This is a genomic window from Mesorhizobium sp. WSM4849, from assembly GCF_055811385.1.
Map to the genome: position 1 here is coordinate 1 of NZ_JBVVPW010000035.1, position 25,736 is coordinate 25,736.

Genomic DNA, 25,736 nt, shown 5'->3' on the forward strand with positions numbered 1-25,736 from the left:
GAGATGGCCGGGTTTGTGCGCGCCGCGCGCGACCGACACGGCGTCACCATCATCCTGATCGAGCACGATATCGGCGTGGTCATGGGACTCTCCGACCGGGTCGCGGTGCTCGACTACGGCCGCAAGATCGCAGACGGGACGCCGGCCGAGGTCAGTACCGATCCGGCAGTGATCCGGCCTATATCGGCACCGCCGATGGCGGGAATGGCGAGGACAACTGATGAGCTACTATGATTTCCTCTTCGTCATCGAGGTGCTGGTCGGCGGCCTGCTCTCAGGCGTCATGTATTCGCTTGTCGCCATCGGTTTCGTGCTGATCTACAAGACGTCGGGCGTGCTGAACTTCGCGCAAGGGTCGATGGTGCTGTTCGCAGCGCTCACCTTTGTCAGCCTCGTCGAACGCGGCATCCCCTTCGCGCTTTCGCTGCTCATCACCTTCGCGGTCATGGTCGCGCTGGGCTTCACCATCGAGCGGACTGTGCTCAGGCCGCTGGTCAATCGCTCGCCGATGACGGACCGCGGAAAGCTTTTTGCGAAGAGTGATAAATTGAACAAATAGATTGTTTGGATCGATGCATCCAAATGATGGATACAACTGCTCCCTGCCTGATAACCATTGGACCAGACATTCGCACGCAAAAAGGACGGGCCCCGGATCAAGCTCATTCGATTGCGACCCCAGCGACCGTCATCTCGTTTCGAGATTGACAGCGGCACCTCGCCGGGCATCAGTTCGGGAGCGATTTGAGAGTTTCGACGTAGCGTTCGGAGATGGCGGCGTTCATCGGCGCGTTGATGATCAACGGTGCGACAAGACCGTGGCATCGCAGCCCAGCGATGAAGGTCTGCGTCTGCCATTGGCCGAATGGCGGCGCATGCGTCCTGAAGCGCTCGCCCTTCGCTACCCAGCCGGTGTCTTTGGTCAGCTTGGTATTGGTCGACGTCTCATCGAGGAAGATCAGGCGTGCTAAAACCTTGTTGGCGAAGGCAGCGTCTCCTTGCTGACCGCCAGCTGATGCCGTTCGATCAGCTTCTCGCGGGCAAGCGTCGGACCGAAGTCGATGTGGTGTTCGCGGATCAGCTCTAGCACGAAGTCGCGAACACCATCGACAATGCGATTGTTGGAACGCCGGCCACGCGCCTTGTGCCGGAGAGCCCCAGCGCCATCCGCCTGGAACGTCTTCAACAGCCGCTGGATCTGACGAACTGAAACGCCGAGCAAACTTGTCGCCGCAACGCTCGTCATTCGCCGCTCAACAATCTTCGACAAAACCTCGATACGCCGCAGCTCGCGTTCGCTCATCAGAACCAGTCCCAATCTGCAATCTCCCGCGCTCTCGAATGCGGGCAGATTGGCAAGGCAGGAGCGACATTCCTACTTTGCCAGATCCGGACATTTTAACTTAGCTGCTACAGGTCAAAGTCGCATAATTGGCACAGCGGAACGGGAGCTGAGCAGTTCCTGAACCGCCCGGCGCCTCAAGCGGCGATAATAATTCAGATGTTCGCAGATGGGTCGCTCCACTTCCCGACCGGCGAACACCAGCAAGGATATGCCCAGGATACCGCATGGTCTTCGGCGTATACGGCTAGGTGAAGAAACGCACTCTCACAATTAATGGCCAGCGACGGCCGTTCGGCAGCGGGCTTCGTCGCTGGCGAGGACGAGGGTGTCGGGTCTACGACGAAATGTCGGAGGTCGGACATGGAAGGCAGCTTACCATTTGGGTCGTTGAAAGCTTTATTCATTTGGCACGATTAGTGCAACGGATAATCCGCAAACGTTGCACGGAACCGATACGATGTGAGGGAAGCGTCATTCAGATGTTTGCGTTGACCGTCCCCTTAGTCTTCACCCAGTGGCAGCCGCGCAGGCGCTGGCGTCGCCGGCCAGCCCGATAGCTCATCGATCCAGTCGGCGGAGACAGTAGATAGAGTGGGAGAGACACCAGTATGAACTGCGAATGTGATAGGGTTGCTTGGGTAAGTGCCATCGCCTTGCTGTGGACGGCCACTGCTGCATCGGCGAACGAAGGCATGTGGATGCCGGCCCAGAGTGCAGAAGTCGGCGCGGCCATGCGCGCGGATGGGCTCCAGATCGATCCCGCGCAGCTGAGCCGTCTGGACGCTGCTCCGCTTAACGCGATCGTTTCACTGGGCGGATGCTCCGCCTCATTCGTCAGTCCGCAAGGACTGGTCGCCACCAACCATCACTGCGTGCTGGAATCCATCCAGTACAACAGCAAGGAGAGCCAAGACTATCTCACCAACGGGTTTCTGGCGAAGAGCCTGGGTGAAGAATTGCCTGCGGCGCCCGGCAGCCGCATCTATGTGATCGAGGATATGCGGGATGTGACCGCTGACATGCTCAAGGGCGTCTCGGACAAGCTGAACGGCTTTGCCCGCTATGAGCGGCTCGAAGCGAACCGCAAGGCGCTGATCGCCGCGTGTGAAGAACAGCCCAATCGCCGCTGCGACGTGATGCCCTATTATGGCGGCGCCTCCTACCATCTCCAGCAGAAGCTCGAAATTGAGGACGTGCGCCTCGTCTACGCGCCCGCGCCCGGCATCAGTAACTTCGGCGGCGAAACGGACAATTGGATGTGGCCGCGCCACACAGGCGATTTCGGCTTCTATCGCGCCTATGTCGCTCCTGATGGTTCCTCCCGGCCCTATGCGCGTGACAATGTGCCTTACCGGCCAAAGAGTTGGCTGCCCATAGCCCGTGAAGGCGTCCAAGAAGGCGATTTCGTGATGGTCGCCGGCTTTCCCGGCGCAACCCAGCGGTTCCTCACCGCCGATGAAGTCCGGTTCAACTTCGCCGACTACGAACCACTGTCCCAGCGTTTGCTCTCGGATTATGCCGCTCAGATCAACCAAGCCACGGCAGGCAATCGCGAAGCGCAGATCCGCTACGCCTCCATCCTACAAGGCGTGGAAAACTACAAGAAGAAGCTGGCGGGCGATCTAGCCGGCGCCGACGCGATCGGCCTCGACGCGCGCAAGGCTACCGAGGAGGAAGCTTTTCGCGCCTGGGTCGCTGAGTATCCCGTGCGGCAGACGCGCTTTGACGCAGCAATCCGCGAACTGGACGCGATGGTGGGCGAGAATAGCCGGGCTTCGCTGGCGAGGCTGCGCCAGGCGTTGCTCAATCGCGCGCAACTACTGTCATCGGCACGCACTCTCTATCGCTGGACAAAGGAGCACGAGAAGCCCGATGAAGACCGTGAAAGCGGCTTTCAGGATCGTGACCGTAAAGAAATTTCGGATCAGCTGACGCAGATCGAACGCCGCTATTTGCCAGACATCGATCGAAAGCTTTTCGAGGCCGCACTCGACGAATATCGCCGGCTGGACGCAAAGGATCGCGATACTGCTTTCGAAAGCGCTTTGGGCCAAATTGGCCTTGACCGACTCTATGCAGACACCAAACTCGCAGACACGGCAATGCGGCTCGGCTGGCTTGACAAGCCCGCTGCTGCCTTCGAGGCGTCGGAGGACCCTTTCATTAAGCTGGCGCTCGCTCTTTACCCCGGCGACTTAGCTGCGGAGCACGCTGCGAAGGACCGCGCTGGACGCAGCCAGGCGGCTCGCGCCATCTACATGCACGGCCAGCGTGCCTATCGGCAGGCAATCGGCCGGCCGATGTATCCCGACGCGAATGGCTCGCTGCGCACCACTTGGGGCAAGGTGGCGGGGCGAACACGCGACGGGCAGATCTGGATGCCCTTTACCACGGCGGAGGGACTTCTGGCCAAAGAAACGGGCAAGGGTGAGTTCGATGCTCCAGATGCGGCTATCGCAGCGATCCGAGCCAAGGATTATGGCCCCTATGTCGCGCCGGCGCTGGGCACGCTTCCAGTCGACTTCCTGTCCACCGCCGACATCACCAACGGCAATAGCGGCTCGGCCACGCTGAATGGGCGCGGCGAGTTCGTCGGCCTCGCCTTCGATGGCACGCTTGATGGAGTGATCTCCGATTGGGCATATGCCGCAGACCGCAATCGCAGCATCCATGTCGACAGTCGCTTCATGCTCTGGATCATGGACAAGATTGACGGCGCTGGCCGGTTGCTCAAGGAGATGGGAGTGCTGCCGGCGTCGCGCTCCTGAGCGGGGTAGTCTGGTGGTAGGGAAATGCAATTCGGGGACATTGACGTGAGCTTGCCACAGCGATCGTTGATCGTGCTCGAATCGGCCGGCGCTCCAATGCATGCGCAACATTCAAGGTTCGCCAGCGCCTGAGCCGTTGCCCAATACCGTTTCCCCCTTGGCATAACTTCAAATGACTTAATCTGTGCAGTCGCACCGATGCGCTGAACATCGCACTTTCATCTTTTTTGCGTGTTTCGCAAACTCTGGACAGGGCTGAATTGCGGACGGCTGTTTCGCTAAGTCCACGCACAGCTTGCCGGCGTCTGTCCTCGGGAGAGCTGGCTTGATTTGTCTGAACAGTTTGGCGAGGACCGCGAAATGAAGGCAGCATAGGGAATGGAAGCGCCACGGGCGACGACTCGATAGAAGCGGTTCACCCGTTCGACCATCGAAGTGACGTTCGTTAATCGCACTACTCAGGGTCCGAGCTGAAGCCCTCCATCGAGGAGCGGTTTTTCTTGAGCATGGCCTCAAGAGACGTGTCGAGGTTATCGTGCAGGCGTTTAGCACGATCCGCCGATGGTCTCAGGCACAGATCGTATAGCGACCATGCCCTTCCGGCTGGTTGAGCATTTCAAGACAACCTTCCCGCTGCGGATCATCGAACTTCCGCTGCCGCTTCCCGCATTCACCGAGGCCCTCCAATGGCCCGCCCTTCACAACAGTGATGCGGCAAGCGTCTGGATGCGAGAGATATTGTTACAGGAGGCGTCTCGAATGACTCCTCCGCGGGACGCCAAAAGCCGTCTCAGACACCCCTAATTTACTCCCGCGTCTCACGCCGCCATTCGCGTCAATAGCCCTTGTTGGACTAGATCGATGCTCGCGGCAAGTGCGCCTGCGAGATCGTCCAGCGGGTGGGCTGCGTCGACAAACGGTGCGAATGAGAAGGGGCCCGTATAACCGCCTTCAAGCAGCGCCCGGATCTGGCTGCCATTGTCGGAACCGAATAGGACGCGATCCGGGTAAATCCAGTGGATTGGATCGTTCACTCTTGAAATGTGCACCAGACCGGTCAGTTCGCAGGAGAAGAACGGCTCCCCGGCGAGCGTGTGATGAAACGTGTCGTGCACGAGCCGGAAGACGGACTGGCCATCAATGGCGGCAATGGCCTTAGCCGCTTCGTTCTTCGATCGAAGCGAGCAGGTCTGGAAGCCCAGCGGCTCGATGAGACCGATCAGGCCGCGCGACTGGAGGACCGGCTTGAGCGCCTTCAAGGCGACGCGGAGATCGCCCCGGCGCTCGCCATTGGCAGGCCAGGAGCCATCGTTGACCGGCACCAGCATGAGCGTCTTGGCTCCGCAGGCCGCCGCATAATCGGCGAGCCTGCTCGCCTCGGCCCTGCGGGCAGGAGTCCACTCATTGAAGCGCTGCAAGGCATTGATGGAAATAATCCCAACGCCTGCTTCGGCGGCGGCAGACCGGACGTCCGCCGCCGGCATGCCGCGTGCAATAGCATTGCTGCGCTGTTGGCTGCGGATCTGGACATCGGTCAGGCCCTGGTCACGGGCAAAAGCGAAAAGTGCCCTGACGTCGAGTCCGGACGTCGCCATGTGGTCGAGTGCAAAGCGGGGCGCTGCTTGGCGCATGGCTTGGCTTTCCTTCAATGTTCCGGGAAATCTTTCTTTGACGCTATTGCGACACTTGACTTAAGACAAACGATTAGATCAGATGTTTTTCATCTGAAAAGGAGATGGCTGATGAACAGCGCCGACCTCCGGTTTTTCCAGGCGGTTGTGAGAGCAAACAGCACGGATTGGAGCACAATGGCTGGCCAGGGTGCTCCGCTTGCGCGTGCCATGCGGCCAAACTCATTTCGAGGTCAGCACTGCTGCTCTTAAGACCGAGGTTCAACAATCAAATCGAGATCAGTAAGTGTGACTGTCGTCGAAGGTGACCCGCAGCAGCCGAGTGCCCCATCTGTGGGATGCCTCTCGTTTTGCCAAAACTTGGAGAGTCACACGATCTTCGCATGATGGGGTCGGAACAAGAACTGCTCAAAATCGTACGAGGCATTTATCAACCAAAGGCAGCTACGGTTGATTTGATGATGATTCCTCCACCCAGGCTTCGGCGCATCTGACGCCCCGTGGCGACGCGAAAAACGCTCAGTAGCTGCAGCGCCGGCGGCACGCGCGACCAGATGGTCCTCAAGACTTCTAGACCATGCCGGGTTTTCCGAACGGCGCTCCCGGATACCACGCGCTGTGACCATCGAAGCCAACCTCGTGGAAAGGTCGGCATGCTGCTGGCTGATATGATGAAAGACGCCGGCGATGGTACGGCGGACGCGGGAGTTGAAGCCCTCTACCGAATTGACGTGGGCGGCATCGCGAACATACTCACCACTGGAATGCTTCACGGTCTCCTGCTTGGCAAAGCTTCTCACCAATGGCCATGAATGCTTTCCACTCGTCGCATCAAATGAGCTCTCGACTCGATCTGCGCTTTAATGACGCGTCGCTTGCTCGCGCTGAGAGACCGGTCACGACCGCGGCACGCGCGTCACCGGCCGGAGCGCCGGTCGTGACGTCGGTCGGTCGCTGCACCATGGCCATAACCGGCGCCTATCGATACTGATGCCGCGCTCGGCCATCATTTCCTTCAAATCGCGAAGGCTCAAGCCGTAGGCCAGATACCAGCGAACGCAAAGCAGAATGACGGACTGGTCGAAATGGCGGCCCTTGAACATCTGAACTCTCCGGCGAAACTACCAGAGGCCGTGCCATGCGCCTGGTTACCGAAGACTTTGCAACACAGCCTCGCGCACATCTTCTGCTGAAAACCCGCACGCAGACCCTCGATGGCTCCCTGCGGTCGACCTTCCGGCAAATGGTATCCCGGCATGGCGAACGACAATCACGAGAACGGCGAAATGGTCCGCGCGGCTTGACCGCCCCACAAATCCTGATGCTCCTCTCGTACGGGCGTGAAGCATCTCGAGCATCGCAGGCCCGGCGCGCTCGACGATGGCGACGCCGGCCAGCAATCCTGCGCGCAGTTACGGGGCAGGAGCGGGTTAGCCGCGGAAGGAAGCGGCTTCCATTGCGCATGGGGATATGGAACCAGTCGAGGACATGCTCGCTCGCCTGCGATCATTTCCGCGTGCGACGGGACTTCTTCCCAACTGCCGGTACGAAAGGTAATATCCTGATTGGGTGCTTCTTGGTCGAGAGTACGCCGTTGCAGTTCGCGATCATAGCCGCGCCGTCTTCAGCCAGCGAGCGGCCTACGATCAGCTCGAATTTTTCTTCCGGTCGTCACGGGGCGGATGTACTCGGGAACCACTGCATGAAAATCCAGGCGGCGTCCGGGCTCTTCGAGTATTTCGATACCGCGAGCGAAGAGCCGCGGGCAGGTTCACGCGGGCAGGCATCCTGCATGAAGGATAACTGACAGGCGAGCGTTACCGCTTTCGCTAAGACGCCGCCAATTCCGGCGGCATTGGCGGCCGAGCGAGCGCCGTTCGACGCGCAAATTATTCGCCATTGGACTTTAGAAAGGCGACCGTCGCTAAGATCAGCTTGTCCACGGTCTTGGCACTCTGTTCAACGCCGAAACCATGATCAACGGGTTCAGCCCACAGTTCTTCCGGACCGTCGTGATAAGCCAGCAACGACTTGGCGAGAACGGGTTGGGGAAAGACGATGCTGTCGCGCGTGCCGACCGCGAGGAACAGCGGCCCCTTGTAGCGCGAGATTTCGCCGGCAGGCTGCACCGCGTATAGGCTCTCGAAGAAGCGGCCTTTCAAGGGAATTTCCTTCCCATCTCCGACGCGCTTGGCCGGATAGACTTTATCGCCCGCTGTCACAGCTTCCGCCATCTGCTTCTCGCCAAAAATGGAGATGAACGCTGCCGGAAGATTGATGCCGGGGTTCCAGAGCACGACAGACTTTAAAGGCGTTTTCGTCCGGCCGGCAACTGCTGTCGTGACCGCACCGCCCAGGCTCATTCCCATCAACGAAATACGTTTGCCGTCGACGCTGTCATTCGTCGATAGGAAGTCGAGCGCCGCTTGTGCGTCCGTTATCTCGGTTTCGACGGTCATGTCTTCGAATTTGCCGTCGCTCGCGCCGCTGCCGCGAAAATCGATCCGAAGCGAAGCGATGCCATTCTTTGCGAGCACCGGCGCGGCACGCCCGAACAGGCCTTCCTTCACCGCCTCCGAACTCCATTCGTTGCGGCTGCCGGTGAAACCGTGAAGCATCAGGATGACGGGAGGATTCGCGACATCATCCGGCGTGACCATCGTGCCTACGATTGTCTGGCCTTCGACTTGGAACTTGATGGTGGCCTCCTTGGCTTGCGCCGAAACTAAAAAAGTTGTCATCAGCATTCCCAGTGACGCTGCAACGGTTCGGTGTAGCTGTTTCATAGCTGCTCTCTCCTTGTTGTTTGAATTTGCGCGGCCGGTCAAAGCTGATGGCGCGGCCGTATCGGACTGGCATTAGACATTGACGTGTCTCACCGCCGCGATGCCTAATTTCCGCGAAGTTCGCCGGTTATGAATTGAGCTCGACCAAGGCCGAAGGACCAATCCGCGTCACCATTTTCTACGATACTGACCACAACATCTGCAGGGTCGATCGCACACACATCCAAAAGCCCTGTTGCAACGAAACGATAGAAGGCCTGTTTGTCGTCAGTTGACCGCGCTCGCGAGACCACCTCGATAATGATCAGCCTGTCGCTGCGAAAAAGACCAAGACCGGTATCCTCCGCGCGCACATGCGATCTCTCGTGTTGGATCAGGATTTGATAGCGATCGGCTGGCGGTACATGGAAAGCCCTGACCACCGCCTCATGGATGCAGTCGAGGATCTTGTCCTGCTCCCCAGGCGATCGGCCCTTCAGAAGGTTAATTTTTATCAGCGGCATGGGTCGTCCTCGGAAATAGGAAGAGGGCGGGGACGCGCACTCGGCGTCCCGGTGAAGATTCAGATTGTCCTCGCAGGTAGGCCGGTTGGGGCAGCCTCGGGCTCCCCAGCCAGCGCGCAGGGGAACCAGAGAACATTTACGACTGCGCTCATGATCGCGATCGCAATGGGATAGGCCAGGCCCGCATAGATGTTGCCCGTGTAGGCAACCAGCGACAGGTTGATGAGGGGAACAAAGCCGCCAAACACGCCTGTTCCGATGTGATAGGGCAGCGAGAGCGAGGTGTAGCGCAATTTCGCCGGGAAGAGCTCGACGAGGAAAGCTGCCATAGGGCCATAGACCAATCCGACGAAAACGAGTTGGGCGACGATCAGCGCTGTTACCAAAACGAAGTTCTGGGCAGCGACGGCGGCGGCGATGCCCTGATAGATTGGAACATAGAACACGGCTGCCAGAATGAAACCGGTGACAATCAACTTGCGACGGCCGATCCGGTCGGACAAGGCGCCGAAGAAAACGATGAGGGGCGTTCCGATCACCAAAGCAGCAGCAAGGCAAATGTTCGCTGTCAGGAAGTCAAGCTTCAGCACGCTTTGCAAGAAATACAGTGCGTAGAACTGGCCTGTATACCAAACGCACCCCAGGCCGGCGGTCGCCCCGAACAGTGCAAAGGCTGCATAACGCACGCCATCACCGGTGGCGAAACTCTCACGGATTGGGCTCTTTGCGGTCTTCCCGCCTTTGCGAAGCTCCTCGAAGACCGGGGATTCGCTCAGCTTGAGGCGCAGATAAAGGGACAGCACGATCAAAACCGATGATAGCAGGAACGGAATTCTCCAACCCCATTGCTTGAAGAGTTCTTCGCCGAGCGACAGCCGACACGTAAGCACGACGACAATCGCCAGAAAAAAGCCGACGGTTGCCGTTGTCTGGATAAAGCTCGTGAAGAACCCGCGCCGGTTCGCCGGTGCGTGTTCTGCAACGTAAACGGCGGCGCCGCCGTATTCGCCGCCTATCGCCAATCCCTGGATCAGCCGAAGGACCACAAGAGCGATCGGTGCGAAATATCCCGCGGTCTCAAAGGTTGGCAAGACGCCGACGAGCGCGGTCGCAATGCCCATCAGAAGGAGCGTCATCAAGAACGTGCTCTTGCGTCCGACGCGGTCGCCGATGCTGCCGAACAGCAGGGCTCCCAATGGGCGCACGAGGAAGCCTGTGGCAAAGGTTGCGACGCTGATCAGAACAGCTGCCGTCGGTTCATTGGCAGGGTAGAAGAGCGTTGAGAAGAAAATCGCCAGACTTCCGTAAAGATAGAAGTCGTACCATTCGATGACCGTGCCGGCGCTTGATGCAAGGACGACGGTCCAGATACCTGGTTTGCGGACGGAGTCGCCCCTTTCCTGTAGCTGTTGCATGCTGCAGTTCCCCTTTTATGTTTTGAAAGCAGTCGGCCCTCTCTTCAGGGCCGTGGTAAGTCAGCTCGCGATGCGCTGATCGAATGCGTAGACCCCAAGTCTTTCGCCTGCCTCGCGCACCGTTCGGCGAACGATGTCCTTCGCCGACGGCAGATCGTTGATGAGGCCCACCGCCTCACCGACAGTCACGTTGGCCGTGTCATAGTCGCCGGAGGCCCATGCCGCCTCGACCTTCGACAATTCTTCGGAATGCAGCGTGCGCAGCTCTTCTTCCCGCCCGTGCCACTTGTCGATGAAGCCGTTTTTGAGCAGTCGGCCGGTATAGCCAGCGGGCCAGGCCTTCTGACGGACGATATCGTAGACGGAAGTCCGGATTGTCTCGTCGCCAGAGGCCGCGACTACCTTGTCCTTGGCTGCCGGATGGATGAGCGACTCGCGCGTAGCCCAGAACCTGGTTCCCATCAGGACCCCGTCTGCTCCGAGCATCAGCGAAGCGGCCAGGCCCCTACCGTCGGCAATGCCGCCTGCCGCCACGACAATGACAGAAGGCGAAATCTTTGCCACCAGATCCACGACTGCGGGAACGAAGGGCATGGTTGACCGCGCGACCAGGCCATGGCCGCCGGCCTCGGTCCCCTGAACAATAAGAACGTCGGCGCCAACGTCGATTGCGCGCCGGGCATGTTCGAGTGTGTGGATCATGCAAATCAGCGGAACACCCGCCTGCTTGACCCGTGCCGCGAGCTTCGCCGGATCCGAAAACGAAAGCATCATCGCGGACGGACGCTCCGCAAGTGCGCGGTCAAACAGATCAAGGTCGGCTTCGACTGCCCAGGCGATGAACCCGCAGCCAACGCGTTCATTGGTAATCAGCGACGACTCTGTTTCGTACCATTGACGATCAGCATATCCCCCACCCAACAGGCCCAGACCGCCGGCGTCGGCGACGGCGGACGCAAGCGCGCCACCCGCGGCCGGGGTCATCGGGGCAAGGATGATGGGATGCTCGATTTCGAAAAATTCTGTCAGACGCGTTCGTATCGTCATCAATACTTCTCCCAGCTTGAGGAAGTTCCCGGAAATTTTTCTTTGACGCTATTGCGACACTTGACTTAAGACAAACGATTAGATCAGATGTTTTTCATCTGAAAAGGAGATGGCCGATGAACAGCGCCGACCTCAGGTTTTTCCAGGCGGTGGTGAGAGCAAACAGTATCGGAGGGGCTGCCGGTGTGCTCAACACGGTGCAATCCAACGTCACCGCGAGAATAAAATCGCTTGAGGAGGAAATCGGTGCTCCGCTTTTTCATCGCTCCAGGCGAGGGGTTACACTGACAGCCACTGGCATTCAGCTCGTTCCCTATGCCGAGCGCGTCGGAGAGCTTCTGGACGAAGCCAAGCGCGTCGTCACAGACCGCGGTACGCCGTGCGGTTTACTCAGGATCGGCTCCATGGAGACCACTGCAGCGCTTCGCCTTCCGCCGATCCTGATCCGCTATGCTGCAGAATATCCAGAGGTCGACGTACTGGTGGAGGCTGCCCCGACGGAACAGCTCGTCAGCGAGGTCGTCGGACGCAAACTGGATGGCGCGTTCGTCTCCGGCCCCATCGCTCATCCCGAACTGAAGAGCCTATCGATCGTCGAAGAGGAGCTCGTTGTGATCTCCTCGCCGCGGTTTCGCGAGCTTTCGGATCTGAAGGCCTTGGCCGCATCGCCGGCTCTGAAAGTCCTCGCTTTTCGATCGGGCTGTTCCTATCGCCGGCGCATGGACATGTTCCTGGCGGTGTGTGGGGTAACGCATGTCCGCTGGATGGAACTCGGAACAATGGACGGGATCATCGGCTGCGTCGCCGCCGGGGTAGGGATGGCCATGCTACCTCGGGGGGTCGTTCAGGATGCGGCAGCCGACGGACAGGTCATCATACACCAGCTACCTGACAATCTGCGGTCGGCGCCGACTGTTTTTGTGACGCGGAGAGACGAGTATCTCTCCGCGGCACTTCAGGCTTTCATGGCAGTGGCGTCTGAGGTGCATTCATGGCCCCAGCCGGCAGGACCAGAGCCGGTCCGACAACTGCAGCGGGCTTAAGAAAGGTGGAGCAAAAACAAGGGGTCAGTCAGATCTATCTGACGCATCACCAGCATCTTTGCGATATCGCCCGGCGGGTTTGCCCCGATGCGCGCATACACGAGCTCGCCGTGCCGCTCGAGCCGGAACGCCGAGCTGCGTGACACGTCGAAGCCCAGAGCTGCCCTATCAAGGCCGGCCGGGCCGGCGACTAGCACCCGGCAGCCGGGCAGCGCGCCAAAAGGACCCCGCCCGTCATATGAACTGCATCCCTCATAGTGCGTCGCAACATTTTGATGCTGCACTGCGGAACTTTGCGGTAAAGCGGGAGTTCTCTGTGCTTCTAGCAAGCGAGGGCTCGATGAGGCGCTACAAGATTCTGCCGTCGGAACCAGGGCTGTGGTCTGTGATCGATAGCCTGACAGGGCTTCCCGCCGAGAGATACGGTCGGCCGCTCACCGGGCTGACCCGGTACGAAGCCGAAGAGGCTGCCTTTAACCTCAGCGAGAGCACTCCGCCATGGATGGCCTTGGTCAGACGTCGCAGACCTTAATCAAGGCTGCCGATTCCACGGATGGTCGAACGCGATGCGCCTCCCACTCCATCACACCCGTTCGCGTAACCTCTCACCTCTTCCTTCTGGATGCGTGCGTCATGGCAGGGGGCGCATGTGCTCCCCAGTTCGCCCCTGGCATAAGAGCCGGACCGTCGCGGTGCGCCACCAGATGGTTGGCGACCGTGGCCGGAACCGTCGCCCGTTCTCTTGCCGATGAAGTGCGGCGTGCCCGACACCGAAATGGCGCGCGAGCCTTCTGCCGATCTTGACACGGGCGATCGACTGGAACCTCATCGAGCAGCAGTATGACGAGTTGATCAAATATGCGGCGGCCCTGCAGCACCGCACGGCCGATGCGAAATCGATCCTGCGCCGCTTTGCGCGGGCGAGCGTGCAGCGCCCAAGCTACAGGGCGCTGGCCCAACTCGGCAAGGCAATCAAGACCATTTTTCTCACCGCTATCTCGGCTCGGAAGCCTTCCGGCGCGAAATCCACGAAGTGTCGCTTGGCAGTTAATAGTGAGAACGCAGTCGTTCAGTCAGGTTTGGCAGTTTATTGCGAGAATGGCGTAGCTCGGATTCTTCATTTTAACTGCAATCGCATCAGTGCAGTGGTGCTGAACTCCCTGGCGAGGCGACCGGCATCTTCGTGCTGGAGGAGAATATCGGACCGGTGCGTTGCGCGGTGAGCAAGCACGACGGCCCGACCTTCGACGAGTTCGATCTGGCGAAACTGCCGCTCTTTCGCAACGTGGTCGATCTTCAGCGACAGCCTAGCGACCCCGGCTTCTAAACGCCGTCATGGAGTAGCTCCTGCAATCGTTCGACCGAAATGTCCGATGCAAAGATCAGGTCGTGAGGGAATGTCCCTTCCCCGCAGATGATCGGCAGTCGCTCGATCGCGCGACGCGCGGGATCGGCTTCTTCCGTGAACCCGCAGGTCGATATCAGAAAAAGGTTGCGGCGGTTACCGCGAAACCATGGCTGGCGCGGCAAGCGCTCTTTTCAGCAAGCGCCCTGGTCGGGAGCCGGTGAGGATGAAATTCGGCTCGGGTGCGACGATTACATGCTCGAGGTTCCATTCGGTCTTCCCGAGCGTGTCCGAAACTGAACAAGAATGTCGGAGCCCCACCCGCTGGCCGTTACAGCCAGGCACCGGCTGGCGAGCAAGCGGTGGAACGAAACGGAGCGCGAATCCGGCACGCAAATTGCTTTGATCTCGTAAGTGAGACGTCGGCAGGGCGTCGTGGAGGACCGAGAAATCGACCAGGAGCGTGCTCGATGCCCGCAATTAGACGGCCAGAACAGGACGATGAAACCCAGCCACAACTGTGAGCTGGACCGCTCTAGCCAGCCGCGGCGCCTCCTCGTAGATCGCGCCTCCTTCAGCCAAGCCGTCCACCAGCACTACCAGGGCGACCCTATGCAGCTCTCGAACGTGGCCACAGCGCGCATGTACATTCAAATGCGCCCCTTAGCCTTGCGTGGTCCGCTCGAAGCGCGCCAGGAACGCATTGTGTGTGGACGAGGAACGCGCGCTTGGCCGTTCAGGTGGCGCGAGCGCGGTCGCACTCCTCCGATGCGCCGCACCCATTCTTCCGATCAGCCGGTTTGACCCGTCATGTCGCCTTTGCATTGCATCTATCGCTACTTTGAGACGCTTATCCGCCCGCTGGATATCCCCTACGCGCCGTTGCCGGCAACAGGTCCGTTTGCGCTGCTTTTGCATTTCGCACGCATGTTCCGCGGCGTGCTGGGGGCCATCGCCGTCTTCATGATGGCGGTCGAGGGAATCAACCTCGCGGTAATCTGGGGCATGTCTATCATTGTGGACGGGGTGAGCACGAACGGTGCGGCGGTTTTCCTTGAGGAAGCTTGGCCTACGCTTACGTGCCTCGGGCTGCTAACGTTCCCCGTGCAACCGCTGCTGAGGTTCTTCGCCAAAACGTTGGATTCCCAGGCAGTGTCCGTATGCATGCCCGCGGCTATGCAATGGCAGGGCTACAAGGCGGTCGAACGTCAGGACCTTGCTTTCTTCCACGATCTCTTCGCCGGCCAGGTGGCGTCGCGCATTTCGCAACTCGCCTCCGCGGTGCAGCAGCAGATCGTCGTAGCGTCTTACAGCATACCGTATTTTCTCGTGCAGTTTCTCGGTTCGCTTTCGCTGCTTGCCATGCTGTCCTGGCCGCTGGCGCTTCCGGTTCTGTTTTGGATCGTGGCGAACGTCGCTGTCGCGGTTGCGGCAGTGCCTCATTTTTCCCTCCGGTCCCGCCACTCTGCCCGCGCGCACAGCCTCGTCATCGGCGCCCGGACCGACCTCTATAGCAACATCCATCTGGTCAAGCTGTTTGCGGCCGAAGACAGCGAGGCGGGCGCAATGCGCACCATCATGGGAGATGCCATTGAGACGCAGCACCTTGAACGGCGCATTCACCTAACAACCGACACCAGCGTCTTCTTGCTGAACGTTGTTCTTTCGCTCACCAACATCGCCGTGGGTCTGTGGGGACTCGTGGGCGGTTTTGTCACCACCGGCCAGTTTGTTGCTTCAATAGCAATCATTCAGCGGCTCAGCGCCAACTCCCTGGCCTTTCTCCAGCTAGGGCAGCAGATATTCCAGGCTGTGGGCACGATACGCGACGCGATGCCGGTCATCACCACGCCTCCAACGGTAATCGACGCCCCCGGAGCCAGGCCGCTGGCCGTGGTCGGCGGCACGGTCGAGTTCAGGGATGTCAGGTTCGAATACCGGCAAGGAAAAGGGGTAATCGAGAATCTATCGCTCAGGGTCCGCGCCGGCGAGAAGGTCGGGCTCGTCGGCATGTCGGGGTCCGGCAAGTCAACGCTTGTCAGCCTGCTTCTGCGGTTCTTCGACGTAAACGATGGCGCAATCGTCGTCGACGGCCAGGATATCCGTTCCGTAACGCAGGCAAGCCTGCGTGAGAATATCGGGGTCGTTGCCCAGGATGTCTCGTTGCTCCATCGCTCTGTCGGGGACAATATCCGTTACGGCCGGCCGGATGCCTCGCCGGAGGAGGTCGAACGCGCCGCAATGCTGGCCGATGCGGACGGCTTCGTGGCAGATCTCAAGGACAGCGAAAACCGCACCGGCTACGATGCTTTCGTCGGCGACCGCGGGGTGAAGCTTTCCGGCGGCCAGCGTCAGCGGGTCGCCATCGCTCGGGTCCTGCTTAAGGACGCGCCAATCCTCCTTCTGGACGAGGCGACTTCCGCCCTGGACAGTGAAGCCGAGGCGGCGGTCCAAGGAAAACTCGAGCTTCTCATGGAGGGCAAGACGGTGATCGCGATTGCCCACCGCCTGTCGACGATTGCCAGCATGGACAGGATTGTCGTGCTCGACAAAGGGCGCATCGTCGAGGAGGGCTCCCCCTCGGAGCTACTCAAAAGCGACGGCCTTTATGCCCGCCTGTGGCGGCGGCAGGCCGGCGGCCACATTGCCGACACTTCCGAGGAGAGATAAGCCGACTGGAAGGTCGTTCGTCACGGCTCCGCGCTGCTCGCAATGCTTGGCTGTTGTCGTAGAGAGCGGGCATGTTCGCGTGTAGACAAATCTCGGCTTTCGCCGCCTCCGTCGCGAATGTGTGGGAATGGGCGACGAGATGCCACAAGAGCTCTTCGGTTCTATCGCGAGAAGCTGACCGTCCGCCGCCGTGCCGATGCTGGTGCCGCCGAGTCTTAAGCAGTGGTGATCGCTCGACTTCGTCTCCGACGTTCCACATCCTCACTGTCGTCGACGATTGGACGCGGGACACAAAGCGCGCTGCTGAGGCGGTGCCCGAACGTGCAAGGACACAGAAGCTTACGATACGAGGGGTGAGCCGAGTCGAAAAACGCATTGCAAACTCCGTCTGGTGCAATCCGGACCGGGTCACAAGGCGTGGTACAAGAGTTGGGTGGCGCAACACCGCTGGTTAATTGCGCCGGTGCTATCGCGGCCTCTGGTCCGAAACGGCGCAGGCAACACGCCGAGGAGCAAGGGCGCGTGGCAGATTGCCCCAGCCGGCTCGACGTCGCCATGCTCGACGAGCTTCGGGAATTGGGGTCAGCGAACGCATGACCGGCAGGGCCGGGGGGTGGCTCGTTTGCCGACGTCACTGCAATTGGCCCCGCAACGGGGTCGCGAGCCGGAATTCAACCAGGCCGTTCGCCCTAAAACTGATCCAGCTCAAGGCATCCCACCGCTACCCATGTAGAACGGGCAACGAGCGCGGTGCGCACCAGACAAAGGGCAACGACCAAAGCCGTCCTCGACATCGCATCGGATTTCAACGTCTTTGCACCAATGCCCAGGAATGGTCGACGCGACAAACAACTCCCCGCGTACAGGCGCTGAGAGCCGCCGACGTTTAACGGAAAATCACAAACGGGCTATCCCGATCCCTGGGGGGCCAAGGAGGCCGCCCCATGAATCGCTGCACATCATCAGTTGCAATTCTTGCTTTCGCCACCGTCTACACATTGTCTGCCGTCGCTACGGCGGCGGATCGGACCATCTATGCAGCGCCCGACAAGAGCCTCGTGTTTCTTAGTGGCGTCGGCTACACGTGGCTCAAGGCCAACGAGCTTGTCTACGACAGGGGCAGATCACAATGGGCACGAACAATCCGGCGCTTTCGCCCGAGGACGTCGAACGCTTCGGGCCTGATCCCCTTACCAGCTTCCGCACCAATCTGGCGTCGGTTGAAGAGCGCATCACGCTTGCTTGCGCGCGGGCCGGGCGCGACCGTGCCTCCGTGCGGTTGCTGCCGATCACCAAGACGGTGCCGGCCCATATCCTGCGATATGCCTTCGACGTCGGCATCAGCACCTTCGGCGAGAACAAGATCCAGGAGGCAATGACAAAGAGCGAGGCGCTTCACGATCTCGCCATCGACTGGAGCATCGTCGGACATCTGCAGACCAACAAGGCCAAATATCTGACCCGCTTCGCGCGTGAGTTTCATGCGCTCGACAGCCTGCGGCTCGCCGACCTTCTGAACACGAGGCTGGACCGCGAAGATCGCTTCCTCGACTTCTATGTGCAGGTCAACACGTCTGGCGAGGACAGCAAGTTCGGCCTCCATCCGAACGCACTGCTGCCCTTCGTGGAGACCCTCGATCAGTTTCCCCGTCTCCGGCCATGCGGGTTGATGACACTTGCGCTGTTTTCCTCCGACATGGCCAGGGTGCGGCCTTGCTTCATTCTGCTGCGCCGACTGCGGGACAAAGCCGTGAAGCACAACGCCGCGCTCACCGGGCTCTCCATGGGTATGACCGGAGACTTCGAGGAAGCCATCGAGGAAGGCGCCACTGTCGTGCGCGTCGGTCAGGCCATCTTTGGCAAGCGGCCGACGCCTGACGGCCACTACTGGCCGGGTTTCGCCCCCACCGATCGAGGAATTGAACCATGATTTTTCGCGAACGGCCTGTCTGCTTTTCCGATCACCCCCGCCGATCGTTCCGGCCGAGTCGACGTTGACGCGCTACGGAAACTGGTCAGCCGGCTGATCGCGGCTGAGGTCGATTCCATCAGCCTGCTCGGCAGCACCGGCATATGTTGCAGAGATGGGCGCAGCGGCGAAGCTGCCAATCTCCCTCCTTGAGGGGGAGATGGCCGGCAGGCCAGGGCGAAACATTCCAGATACGCTGTTGAAGCATATCTCGCCGCTGAGTTGGGAACATATCAACCTGACAGGCATCTACACCTGGGACACCGAGCATCAGATGCCCGAAGGCTTTCGAACCTTTAGGCTACCGACCCCAACCCGGCGAGCCGCATGAGTTTCACGATCCGTTCGGGCTTAGCGCAAGATTTTGTACAGCTCTTGTCCTCACCCCAGATTGTGAGCTAAGGACACCTTTCGTCCTGACGATCATGGTATTCTGCAAAGAAGATGCGGAGTGGCAAGCGGCCAGTCACTCGGACACTGGCTGCCTGTGGGAATGTCCACGAGGCGACACTTGGGTGAATCATATATGGGCACGTCGAGTAAGATGACGAGACGATATTTCGGAACGGACGGGATCCGGGGAGGGGCCAACAAATTTCCGATGACCGCCGAGGTTGCGATGAAGGTCGGCATGGCTGCCGGCCTGTCGTTCCAGCGCGGCCACCATCGCCATCGCGTCGTGCTCGGCAAGGATACGCGGCTGTCGGGCTATATGATCGAGAACGCGCTGGTCGCGGGCTTCTGTGCCGCCGGCATGGATGTGTTCCTGCTGGGGCCGATTCCGACGCCGGCGGTCGCCATGCTGGCGCGGTCGCTGCGCGCCGATATCGGCGTGGTGATCTCGGCCTCGCACAACCCCTATTACGATAACGGTATCAAGCTGTTCGGCCCCGACGGCTACAAGCTGTCGGACGAGATCGAGATGCGCATCGAGGCGCTGCTCGACCAGGATGTCGACATTTCGCTGGCCGACGCGGATGGGCTCGGGCGCGCCAAGCGCGTGGACGGCGTGCACGACCGCTATATCGAATTCGCCAAGCGCACTCTGCCGCGGTCCATGTCGCTGGCGGGCCTGCGCATCGTGGTCGATTGCGCCAACGGCGCCGCCTACAAGGTGGCGCCGGCAGCGCTTTGGGAACTCGGCGCCGAGGTCATCACCATCAACAACGAGCCGAACGGCTTCAACATCAACGAGGAATGCGGTTCGACGCACCCGGTGGGCCTCTCCAAGAAGGTTCATGAAGTGCGCGCCGACATCGGCATAGCGCTCGATGGCGACGCCGACCGCGTGGTCATCGTCGACGAGAACGGCGCTGTCGTCGACGGCGACCAGATCATGGCGCTGATCGCCGAATCCTGGCATCAGAGCGGCCGCCTGGCAGGCGGCGGCGTCGTCGCCACCGTCATGTCCAATCTTGGCCTCGAACGCTTCCTCGGTGAAGCCGGCCTGCAACTTCACCGAACCCAGGTCGGCGACCGTTACGTGGTCGAGCACATGCGCGCGCATGGGCTGAATGTCGGCGGCGAGCAGTCCGGCCATATCGTGCTGTCTGATTTCTCCACCACCGGCGATGGGCTGGTCTCGGCGCTGCAGGTGCTGGCCTGCATCAAGCGCCAGAACAAGCCGGTCAGCGAGATCTGCAAAAAGTTCGAGCCGGTGCCGCAGCTCCTGAAGAATGTGCGCTTTTCCAGCGGCGAGCCCCTGGAGACGGCACCCGTCAAGGCCGCGATCGAGGATGCCCGCAACCGGCTCGGCAAGTCCGGCCGCCTAGTGATCCGGCCTTCCGGCACCGAGCCCCTGATTCGGGTTATGGCCGAGGGCGACGACCAGAAGCTGGTCGAGACGGTGGTGAACGACATCGTCGGCGTCATGGCCGAGATCAAGACCGCTGCCTAGACGAGCGGCGATTGATGCGCCGATGGTCCTGCTCGATCCAATTGTTGAGGTACTTGCTCTTGCGGATGCGGATCGGCTTCAGCGCTCGTCGCGATCGATTCCGCAGACGGTGTTCGGCGTCGCAGGAAATGATCGCCTCATGATTGGTCGGGCTGCCGTCGATGACGATGCGATCCGGTCTGCCGTGGCGCTCCAGGGCCTTCCGGAAGAAGCGCTTGGCTGCCGGCAGGTCGCGGTGTTCGCTGAAGAAGAACTCGACCGTGTCGCCGACGCCGTCGACGGCACGATAGATACATCCATTGGCCGGGTATCTTGATGTATGTCTCGTCCATGTGCCACTTGCCGGTGACGGCGCGCTTGCCCGTTGAAGCGCTCCAGAAGCTGGGGCGAGAAGTGGACGACCCAGCGGTGCACAGTCGAATGGTCGACGTTCAGGCCGCGTTCGGCCATCATCTCCTCCGGACGCGCAGGCCGAGATTGTAGGCCAGATACCAGCGCAGGCACAGCAAGATCACTGATCGGTCGAAATGACAGCCTTTGAACATACAAGCGCGCTCCCCGAAAAAGAGAGGGCTTCGTGCCAGATATGGCTGCCATTCCGTTTGCGACAGAATCACCGAGCCTCCATCATTAAGTTCCGCCAGTTCAGCGGAAGGCCGACGCTTTCGCGCTCGCCGGAGCGCCTCGTTGAGAGCGATGCGGGTGAGCCAGGTAATTGAGCATGTTTTATCCTAGCGTTCAGAAACAAGCTAGTTCAGGCGCTATAGATCCCAGTAGGTCAGCCAACTCAGGTTCGTCGACCAGGAGTTCTGCTTGATGGGGCTTAAGCCAGCCCCGTCTTCGATACTTCCACTCCTTCCATTCATCCAGCTCTTGCTGCACATAAAGCGGGTATACTTCAACAGTTGCCGGGACAAACGTGTCCTTCAATCGCTTCCAATAATGGAAGCTGCCAACGGATTGCTCATGCAAAGTACCACTACGCCGGCTTCCTCACCCGCCTCTTGAGCTGCAGCCGCGCAGTCTTGTCGACCCTTCATCGGCCACCCCTTGGGCAAGATAAAGCGGCCTGTTTGCCGAGACGTTAGCAGCAAGGCGCGACTGGAAGGCCTGTTTTCGACCGACATGCCCGGCCTGCGCTTCAGCGATCACGTGATCGGCGACGGGCCTGTGTTCCGCAAGCACGCCTGCAGGCTTGCACTCGAGGGCGCTATCTCAAAGCGCATCGACAGCGCCTATGCATCCGGCAACGCGGCCTATGGGTCAAGTCAAAGTGTCTCAACAGAGAGGAATTCATCGTCGTCGGCTGGACCGATCCGACTGGAAGCCGGCCGCATATCGGCTCGCTGCTTCTCGGCTACTACACCGATGATGGTCGTCTGTTGTATGCGGGCCGCGCCGGCACGGGCATCACGGTTGCAGAGCTCAAGCGATTGGCTCGCCGGCTTGCGCCACTTCAGACAGCTCGAATGCCCCTCGACGTTCCGCCGCCGCGCGAGAGCCGGTTCGGCTCGCCGCTTGAGCTGTCGCGCGTGCATTGGTCAGGCCTGAAGTGGTGGTCGAGGTCACCTATCTCACCTGGACAGAAGACAATCTCCTGCGCCAGGTCTCGTACCAAGGCGAGCGTCAGGACAAGCCAGCCCGGCAGGTGGTGCGCTTCCTGACCCATCCCTTGATCGACATCCAGCGCCGATTCGTTTCAAGTCACCCGACTTGCCCTACCTGCAGTGTGCCGGGGGGAAGGGCCTTGATCAGCGACTTCGCCGACACCGAATGGTCGAGCCAGTCCGCCCACGCGGATAGTGTCCTAAGGTTCTGCAAAAGCTTTGGAGAGAGAACAGCCCTTGCTCTGAGGCGAGGGGCGGCCATGGCACGCTGGTGACGTTCGATCACCGATTCCCGTAGTAGGGGAGTGCCATGACCAAGCGAGAAGTTAGACTGAGCAGAGGCGAGCTGAAAGCGTTGCTGTTGTCGGATGAGGACGGCTTCCGCAGCGTTTGCAGACTGTGGTGCAGGAGGCTTTGGAAGCCGAGATGACGGAGGCGATCGGGGTCGACTGGGAGGGCCGGCGCCAGGTGCTCGGTGTCGAGCTGGCCAACCGTGAAAGCCATTCGAGCTGGCGCGCGTTCGTGGCAGGGCTCAAGCAGCGCGGGCTCGCCGGCGTCGAGTTCGTCGTCTCCGACGACCATCCGGCGCTCAGGGCAGCGATCCGCGAAGTCCTGCCTGAGGCATGTCTGGCAGCGCTGTTACGTGCACTTCCTCAGAAACGCGCTCGATTATGTGCCGCGCAAGGTCGACGACGATTGTCTGATGGAACCTCAGATGGTTCTATGACCGGCGCGACCTAGCCGAGGTCAAGCGCGACCTGGCGCAGTGGATCGCCAAATGGCAGGCCAAATACCTGGTGGATTGGGTGGAGAACAACATCGAGGAGACGCTGAGCTTCTATCGGCTGCCGCTGGCGCATCACAAGCACATGAAGTCGACGAACATGCTGGAGCGGCTGAACCAGGAGATCAAGCGGCGCACCCTGGTCGTCCGCATCTTCCCCAACCCGCAGAGCTGTCTGCGGCTGGTTCGGGCACTGGCGGTGGAGATCCACGAGAACTGGCTCGAGGCGACCCGCTACCTCAACATGGATCATCTGCGCGAGCACAAGAAGGAGAACCTGAGGGCACTGGCCGCCTGAGACGCGGCCGCCATGTCCGCCGCTCCGCTAAACACGGGGGCTGCGCGGCGGACACGCCAACGTCACCGCTGAATGCCACGCCATTTTTGCAGAACTCGACACACACAACTCGTTGAAACGGCATCCACCGACTAAGTGCAACGGGACATTCTAGAGCCAAGGCATTCCGCGCTTCCGGTCTCAATCCCGTCGTCAGCGCCATCGTTCATTGGAACACCGTCTATCTTGACCAAGCAGCGACGCGCCTGCGCACTGGTGTTCCTAAGGAAGCGACGAAACTGCCACAAGTACGTGGCCAGCCAGCCTTTCCGCCACATCCAATGTCTCTCGTGTCATCGGCACGTTCCCACCTCGCCGGATGCGTTCCACCTCGACAGCGATCAGCCGTGCGGCCTCATCGCGCCAATGTCGGCTTGGACGACTTCCGGCAGCCGGCAAATTTCTCGCTTCGTCATCGCGATAGCTCATCCACTGGTCAGAGTCAGATACAATGTTCGGTCGGCCGTTACTCCAGAAAGCGTTCCTCGTCGACTTTGACCTGATCCATCCTTTGCAAACGGAACACCTCCTCGACGGAAACGATGTCTCGGTTGACGTTGTGGATGCCGCGATCCTTGAGGATGCGCGCGAAGACATCCTTCATCGCCGTGACCGAAGCGCGGATCGCGTGGTTGCCATAGATCACGATCGCGATCCTGCCGAGCGCGTTGATACGTTCCTCGTTCATCTCCGGATACGCCGTCGGCACGATCACGATTGGCGCCTTGCCGCTCCAGGCACGCACGAAGCTTTCAACTTCGTCCGGCGCCTTCTGTTTCGAGTGGATGAGGATCATGTCGGCGCCGGCCGCTTCATAGGCTGCTGCGCGCTTCAGGGCCTCCTCTTCGCCGAGACCGGCGATCAGCGCTTCTGTCCGGGCGATGACGAGGAAGTTAGGGTCGGTGCGGGTGCTGATGGCGGCCTCGATCTTGCCCTGAAACTCCTCGACCCGAAGTAGTTGCTGGCGGCCGCCGGCGGCGAGGCTGGTGACCTTCGGGAAGGTCTTGTCCTCGATGACAACCGCCGAGGCGCCGGCGCGTTCATATTCGGAGATTGCATGGATGACATTGATCGCATTGCCGTAGCCGGTGTCGATATCGGCGACAATCGGCAGCGACGACCGGCCAGCGATCGCCCGCAGCATGTCAAGGTGCTGCGTCATCGAGATGAGGCTCATGTCCGGCAGACCGTAAAGGGCGGAGAGCTCGAAGCCTGAGGCCCAGATCCCGTCGAAACCGGCTTCCTCGGCCAGGACGGCCGAAAGCGGGCTATGGGCGGCCATGATCCGGACGAGGCCGCGTTCGGCCATGCGGTCACGCAGTTGCTTCGCTTTGCTCATACGTCTTCTCGCTTAGTGGACAGGGCGGTGCAGGCGGCGAGAATGCGGCCGCAGGCGCGCTTCAACTCGTCCTCTGATGCGGCATAGGAAATGCGAATATAGGGTGAGGCCATGAAGCCGCTGCCGGGCACCACGGCGACACCGAACTGCCCCAGCAGATACATGGCGAAGTCCATGTCGCTCTCGATCACCTTGCCCGTGGCGGTCACCTTGCCAATGACGCCGGCGCAGGAGACGAAAACATAGAAGGCGCCGTCGGGCACGCGGCAGCTCAGGCCCTCGGCCAGATTGATCTGCTCGAGGACGAGATCGCGACGCTTTCGGAAGGCGGACACGAACTCGGCGATGTGATCCTGGTTGCCGGCAATTGCCTCAATCGCGGCATATTGCGAGATGGAACTTGTATGCGACGAGGTCTGGCCCTCGATCATGTTCATCGCCTTGATGAGGTCTTTCGGACCAGCCCCGTAGCCAAGGCGCCAGCCGGTCATGGCGCTGGACTTCGATACGCCGTTGACCGTCAGCACCCTTTCAATGAGGTCCGGCGCGGCCTCGGCCATCGTCACGAAGGGCACGTCATAGACGAGCTTTTCATAGATATCGTCCGAAAGGACGTGGACATGGCTGTGTCGGCGTAGGACCTCGGCCAGGGCGGCCAGATCGGCCCTGGAGTAGACCGCGCCGGTCGGATTGTTCGGCGAGTTCAGCATCAACCATTTGGTGCGCGGCGTGACCGTCGCCTCCAGATCCTCCGGCTTCAGCTTGAAACCCGACTCCTCAGGGCAGGGGACGAGCACCGGTTTGCCGCCGGCAAGCAGCACCATGTCCGGATAGGAGACCCAGCAGGGTGTGGGGATGACGACCTCATCCCCCGCGTCGAGGCTGGCGAAGAGACCGTTGAAAACGATCTGCTTGGCGCCACACCCGACGGTGATCTGATCGATCTCGTAATCGGACCCGTTGTCGCGTAAGAGCTTCTCTCGGATCGCCTCGCGCAGAGGCTTGACGCCGGCAACCGGGGTATATCGCGTCTTGCCATTGCGAATGGCGGCAATGCCGGCTTGCTGGACGGCCTCTGGCGTGTCGAAGTCCGGTTCGCCCTGGCTCAGCGTGACGATATCGACACCTTGTTCGCGCAAGTCACTCGCCTTGGCAGTCATGGCCTTTGTCTGGGATGGGCGGACGGCCTGCAGTCTTTTGGCGAGTAAGGGCAATGGACTTTCCTCAAAGCAGGGAGTTATGCCCAGAGC

Annotated in this window: 16 protein-coding genes and 11 pseudogenes; 14 read left to right on the forward strand and 13 right to left on the reverse strand. The window is 60.4% G+C overall.

The features are described 5' to 3' along the window. Positions 1–234 (forward strand): ABC transporter ATP-binding protein C-terminal domain-containing protein (locus tag AC0L3L_RS29495; protein ID WP_473640552.1); only part of this gene is annotated, 234 nt, incomplete at its 5' end. Beyond that, positions 221–514 (forward strand): annotated as a pseudogene (locus AC0L3L_RS29500) (ABC transporter permease subunit); the annotation flags it as partial. The gene AC0L3L_RS29495 and the pseudogene AC0L3L_RS29500, both read left to right, overlap by 14 nt. A gap of 453 nt (positions 515–967) precedes the next feature. Here AC0L3L_RS29500 and AC0L3L_RS29505 read toward each other — a convergent pair. After that, entirely contained in the window at positions 968–1,303 is a 336-nt protein-coding gene (locus tag AC0L3L_RS29505) for a helix-turn-helix domain-containing protein (protein WP_473640554.1), read from the reverse strand. Positions 1,304–1,953: 650 nt separating this feature from the next. Between AC0L3L_RS29505 and AC0L3L_RS29510 the strand changes: the two genes are divergently transcribed. Together AC0L3L_RS29510 and AC0L3L_RS29515 are read left to right on the forward strand one after the other, a co-directional pair. Continuing rightward, positions 1,954–4,113, forward strand: coding sequence for a S46 family peptidase (locus tag AC0L3L_RS29510; RefSeq protein ID WP_473489851.1), 2,160 nt, complete (start codon positions 1,954–1,956; stop codon positions 4,111–4,113). 461 nt (positions 4,114–4,574) lie between these two features. Beyond that, a pseudogene (locus tag AC0L3L_RS29515) lies at positions 4,575–4,917 on the forward strand (type 2 periplasmic-binding domain-containing protein); the annotation flags it as partial. Between the two features lie 14 nt (positions 4,918–4,931). Here the strand turns inward: AC0L3L_RS29515 and AC0L3L_RS29520 are convergent. The 7 genes and pseudogenes from AC0L3L_RS29520 to AC0L3L_RS29550 form a co-directional block, all read right to left on the reverse strand. Continuing rightward, a complete protein-coding gene (locus tag AC0L3L_RS29520) occupies positions 4,932–5,744 on the reverse strand; it encodes a TIM barrel protein (protein WP_473640556.1) in 813 nt (270 codons plus the stop codon). Between the two features lie 430 nt (positions 5,745–6,174). Then, positions 6,175–6,719, reverse strand: a pseudogene (locus tag AC0L3L_RS29525) (transposase); the annotation flags it as partial. After that, a pseudogene (locus AC0L3L_RS29530) lies at positions 6,704–6,847 on the reverse strand (IS6 family transposase); the annotation flags it as partial. The pseudogenes AC0L3L_RS29530 and AC0L3L_RS29525, both read right to left, overlap by 16 nt. Positions 6,848–7,633: 786 nt before the next feature. Beyond that, positions 7,634–8,530: an alpha/beta hydrolase family protein gene (locus AC0L3L_RS29535; RefSeq protein ID WP_473640558.1), complete on the reverse strand. Its 897-nt coding sequence runs from the start codon at positions 8,528–8,530 to the stop codon at positions 7,634–7,636. A gap of 104 nt (positions 8,531–8,634) precedes the next feature. After that, positions 8,635–9,033, reverse strand: coding sequence for a tautomerase family protein (locus tag AC0L3L_RS29540; RefSeq protein WP_473640560.1), 399 nt, complete (start codon positions 9,031–9,033; stop codon positions 8,635–8,637). 59 nt (positions 9,034–9,092) lie between these two features. Beyond that, entirely contained in the window at positions 9,093–10,448 is a 1,356-nt protein-coding gene (locus AC0L3L_RS29545; RefSeq protein ID WP_473482632.1) for an MFS transporter, read from the reverse strand. Positions 10,449–10,508: 60 nt separating this feature from the next. After that, positions 10,509–11,495, reverse strand: a complete 987-nt coding sequence (locus AC0L3L_RS29550; protein ID WP_473640562.1) for an NAD(P)H-dependent flavin oxidoreductase — start codon at positions 11,493–11,495, stop codon at positions 10,509–10,511. Between the two features lie 116 nt (positions 11,496–11,611). On the opposite strand from AC0L3L_RS29550, the gene AC0L3L_RS29555 reads away from it, so the two are divergent. The 8 genes and pseudogenes from AC0L3L_RS29555 (at position 11,612) to glmM (ending at position 20,419) form a co-directional block, all read left to right on the forward strand. Then, entirely contained in the window at positions 11,612–12,538 is a 927-nt protein-coding gene (locus AC0L3L_RS29555; RefSeq protein WP_473640563.1) for a LysR family transcriptional regulator, read from the forward strand. 788 nt (positions 12,539–13,326) lie between these two features. Next, positions 13,327–13,568, forward strand: a pseudogene (locus AC0L3L_RS29560) (Tn3 family transposase); the annotation flags it as partial. Between the two features lie 132 nt (positions 13,569–13,700). Next, a pseudogene (locus AC0L3L_RS29565) lies at positions 13,701–13,811 on the forward strand (phenazine biosynthesis protein PhzF); the annotation flags it as partial. A gap of 882 nt (positions 13,812–14,693) precedes the next feature. Continuing rightward, on the forward strand, positions 14,694–16,553 hold the full coding sequence (locus AC0L3L_RS29570; protein ID WP_473640565.1) for an ABC transporter ATP-binding protein: 1,860 nt from the start codon (positions 14,694–14,696) through the stop codon (positions 16,551–16,553). Positions 16,554–17,682: 1,129 nt separating this feature from the next. Continuing rightward, a complete protein-coding gene (locus tag AC0L3L_RS29575) occupies positions 17,683–18,483 on the forward strand; it encodes a YggS family pyridoxal phosphate-dependent enzyme (protein WP_473640567.1) in 801 nt (266 codons plus the stop codon). Positions 18,484–18,498: 15 nt separating this feature from the next. Further along, positions 18,499–18,627, forward strand: a pseudogene (locus AC0L3L_RS29580) (dihydrodipicolinate synthase family protein); the annotation flags it as partial. Positions 18,628–18,697: 70 nt separating this feature from the next. Continuing rightward, positions 18,698–18,853: pseudogene (locus AC0L3L_RS29585) on the forward strand (hypothetical protein); the annotation flags it as partial. Between the two features lie 213 nt (positions 18,854–19,066). Then, positions 19,067–20,419, forward strand: a complete 1,353-nt coding sequence (gene glmM, locus AC0L3L_RS29590) for a phosphoglucosamine mutase (RefSeq protein ID WP_473640605.1) — start codon at positions 19,067–19,069, stop codon at positions 20,417–20,419. 4 nt (positions 20,420–20,423) lie between these two features. Here glmM and AC0L3L_RS29595 read toward each other — a convergent pair. Then, a pseudogene (locus AC0L3L_RS29595) lies at positions 20,424–20,964 on the reverse strand (IS6 family transposase); the annotation flags it as partial. A 792-nt stretch (positions 20,965–21,756) separates the two neighbouring features. On the opposite strand from AC0L3L_RS29595, the gene AC0L3L_RS29600 reads away from it, so the two are divergent. After that, positions 21,757–22,083, forward strand: a complete 327-nt coding sequence (locus AC0L3L_RS29600) for an ATP dependent DNA ligase (protein WP_473640607.1) — start codon at positions 21,757–21,759, stop codon at positions 22,081–22,083. Positions 22,084–22,123: 40 nt separating this feature from the next. Here the strand turns inward: AC0L3L_RS29600 and AC0L3L_RS29605 are convergent. Beyond that, positions 22,124–22,213: pseudogene (locus tag AC0L3L_RS29605) on the reverse strand (SOS response-associated peptidase); the annotation flags it as partial. A gap of 248 nt (positions 22,214–22,461) precedes the next feature. Here AC0L3L_RS29605 and AC0L3L_RS29610 point away from each other — a divergent pair. Continuing rightward, positions 22,462–23,108, forward strand: a pseudogene (locus tag AC0L3L_RS29610) (IS256 family transposase); the annotation flags it as partial. A 261-nt stretch (positions 23,109–23,369) separates the two neighbouring features. On the opposite strand, the gene AC0L3L_RS29615 reads toward AC0L3L_RS29610, so the two are convergent. Genes AC0L3L_RS29615 through AC0L3L_RS29625 form a run of 3 tightly spaced genes read right to left on the reverse strand, consistent with a single transcriptional unit; the run spans position 23,370 to position 25,700 of the window. Next, entirely contained in the window at positions 23,370–23,576 is a 207-nt protein-coding gene (locus AC0L3L_RS29615; protein ID WP_473640568.1) for a hypothetical protein, read from the reverse strand. Between the two features lie 37 nt (positions 23,577–23,613). Next, the gene (locus tag AC0L3L_RS29620; protein WP_473458544.1) at positions 23,614–24,486 is read right to left on the reverse strand and encodes a phosphonopyruvate hydrolase; all 873 of its coding nucleotides are present in this window, start codon (positions 24,484–24,486) and stop codon (positions 23,614–23,616) included. Next, complete coding sequence (locus tag AC0L3L_RS29625; RefSeq protein ID WP_473640570.1) at positions 24,483–25,700, reverse strand: pyridoxal phosphate-dependent aminotransferase; 1,218 nt, start codon at positions 25,698–25,700, stop codon at positions 24,483–24,485. Before AC0L3L_RS29625 ends, AC0L3L_RS29620 begins: the two co-directional genes overlap by 4 nt. Between the last annotated feature and the right edge of the window lie 36 nt (positions 25,701–25,736).

Bases quoted from the DNA above. Each gene is read 5' to 3' on its own strand.
- glmM (WP_473640605.1), top strand. From the start codon at position 19,067: ATGACGAGACGATATTTCGGAACGGACGGGATCCGGGGAGGGGCCAAC.
- AC0L3L_RS29575 (WP_473640567.1), top strand. From the start codon at position 17,683: ATGGGCACGAACAATCCGGCGCTTTCGCCCGAGGACGTCGAACGCTTC.
- AC0L3L_RS29510 (WP_473489851.1), top strand. From the start codon at position 1,954: ATGAACTGCGAATGTGATAGGGTTGCTTGGGTAAGTGCCATCGCCTTG.
- AC0L3L_RS29620 (WP_473458544.1), bottom strand. From the start codon at position 24,486: ATGAGCAAAGCGAAGCAACTGCGTGACCGCATGGCCGAACGCGGCCTC.
- AC0L3L_RS29505 (WP_473640554.1), bottom strand. From the start codon at position 1,303: ATGAGCGAACGCGAGCTGCGGCGTATCGAGGTTTTGTCGAAGATTGTT.
- AC0L3L_RS29555 (WP_473640563.1), top strand. From the start codon at position 11,612: ATGAACAGCGCCGACCTCAGGTTTTTCCAGGCGGTGGTGAGAGCAAAC.
- AC0L3L_RS29540 (WP_473640560.1), bottom strand. From the start codon at position 9,033: ATGCCGCTGATAAAAATTAACCTTCTGAAGGGCCGATCGCCTGGGGAG.
- AC0L3L_RS29545 (WP_473482632.1), bottom strand. From the start codon at position 10,448: ATGCAACAGCTACAGGAAAGGGGCGACTCCGTCCGCAAACCAGGTATC.
- AC0L3L_RS29570 (WP_473640565.1), top strand. From the start codon at position 14,694: ATGTCGCCTTTGCATTGCATCTATCGCTACTTTGAGACGCTTATCCGC.
- AC0L3L_RS29615 (WP_473640568.1), bottom strand. From the start codon at position 23,576: ATGAGCTATCGCGATGACGAAGCGAGAAATTTGCCGGCTGCCGGAAGT.
- AC0L3L_RS29550 (WP_473640562.1), bottom strand. From the start codon at position 11,495: ATGACGATACGAACGCGTCTGACAGAATTTTTCGAAATCGAGCATCCC.
- AC0L3L_RS29520 (WP_473640556.1), bottom strand. From the start codon at position 5,744: ATGCGCCAAGCAGCGCCCCGCTTTGCACTCGACCACATGGCGACGTCC.
- AC0L3L_RS29535 (WP_473640558.1), bottom strand. From the start codon at position 8,530: ATGAAACAGCTACACCGAACCGTTGCAGCGTCACTGGGAATGCTGATG.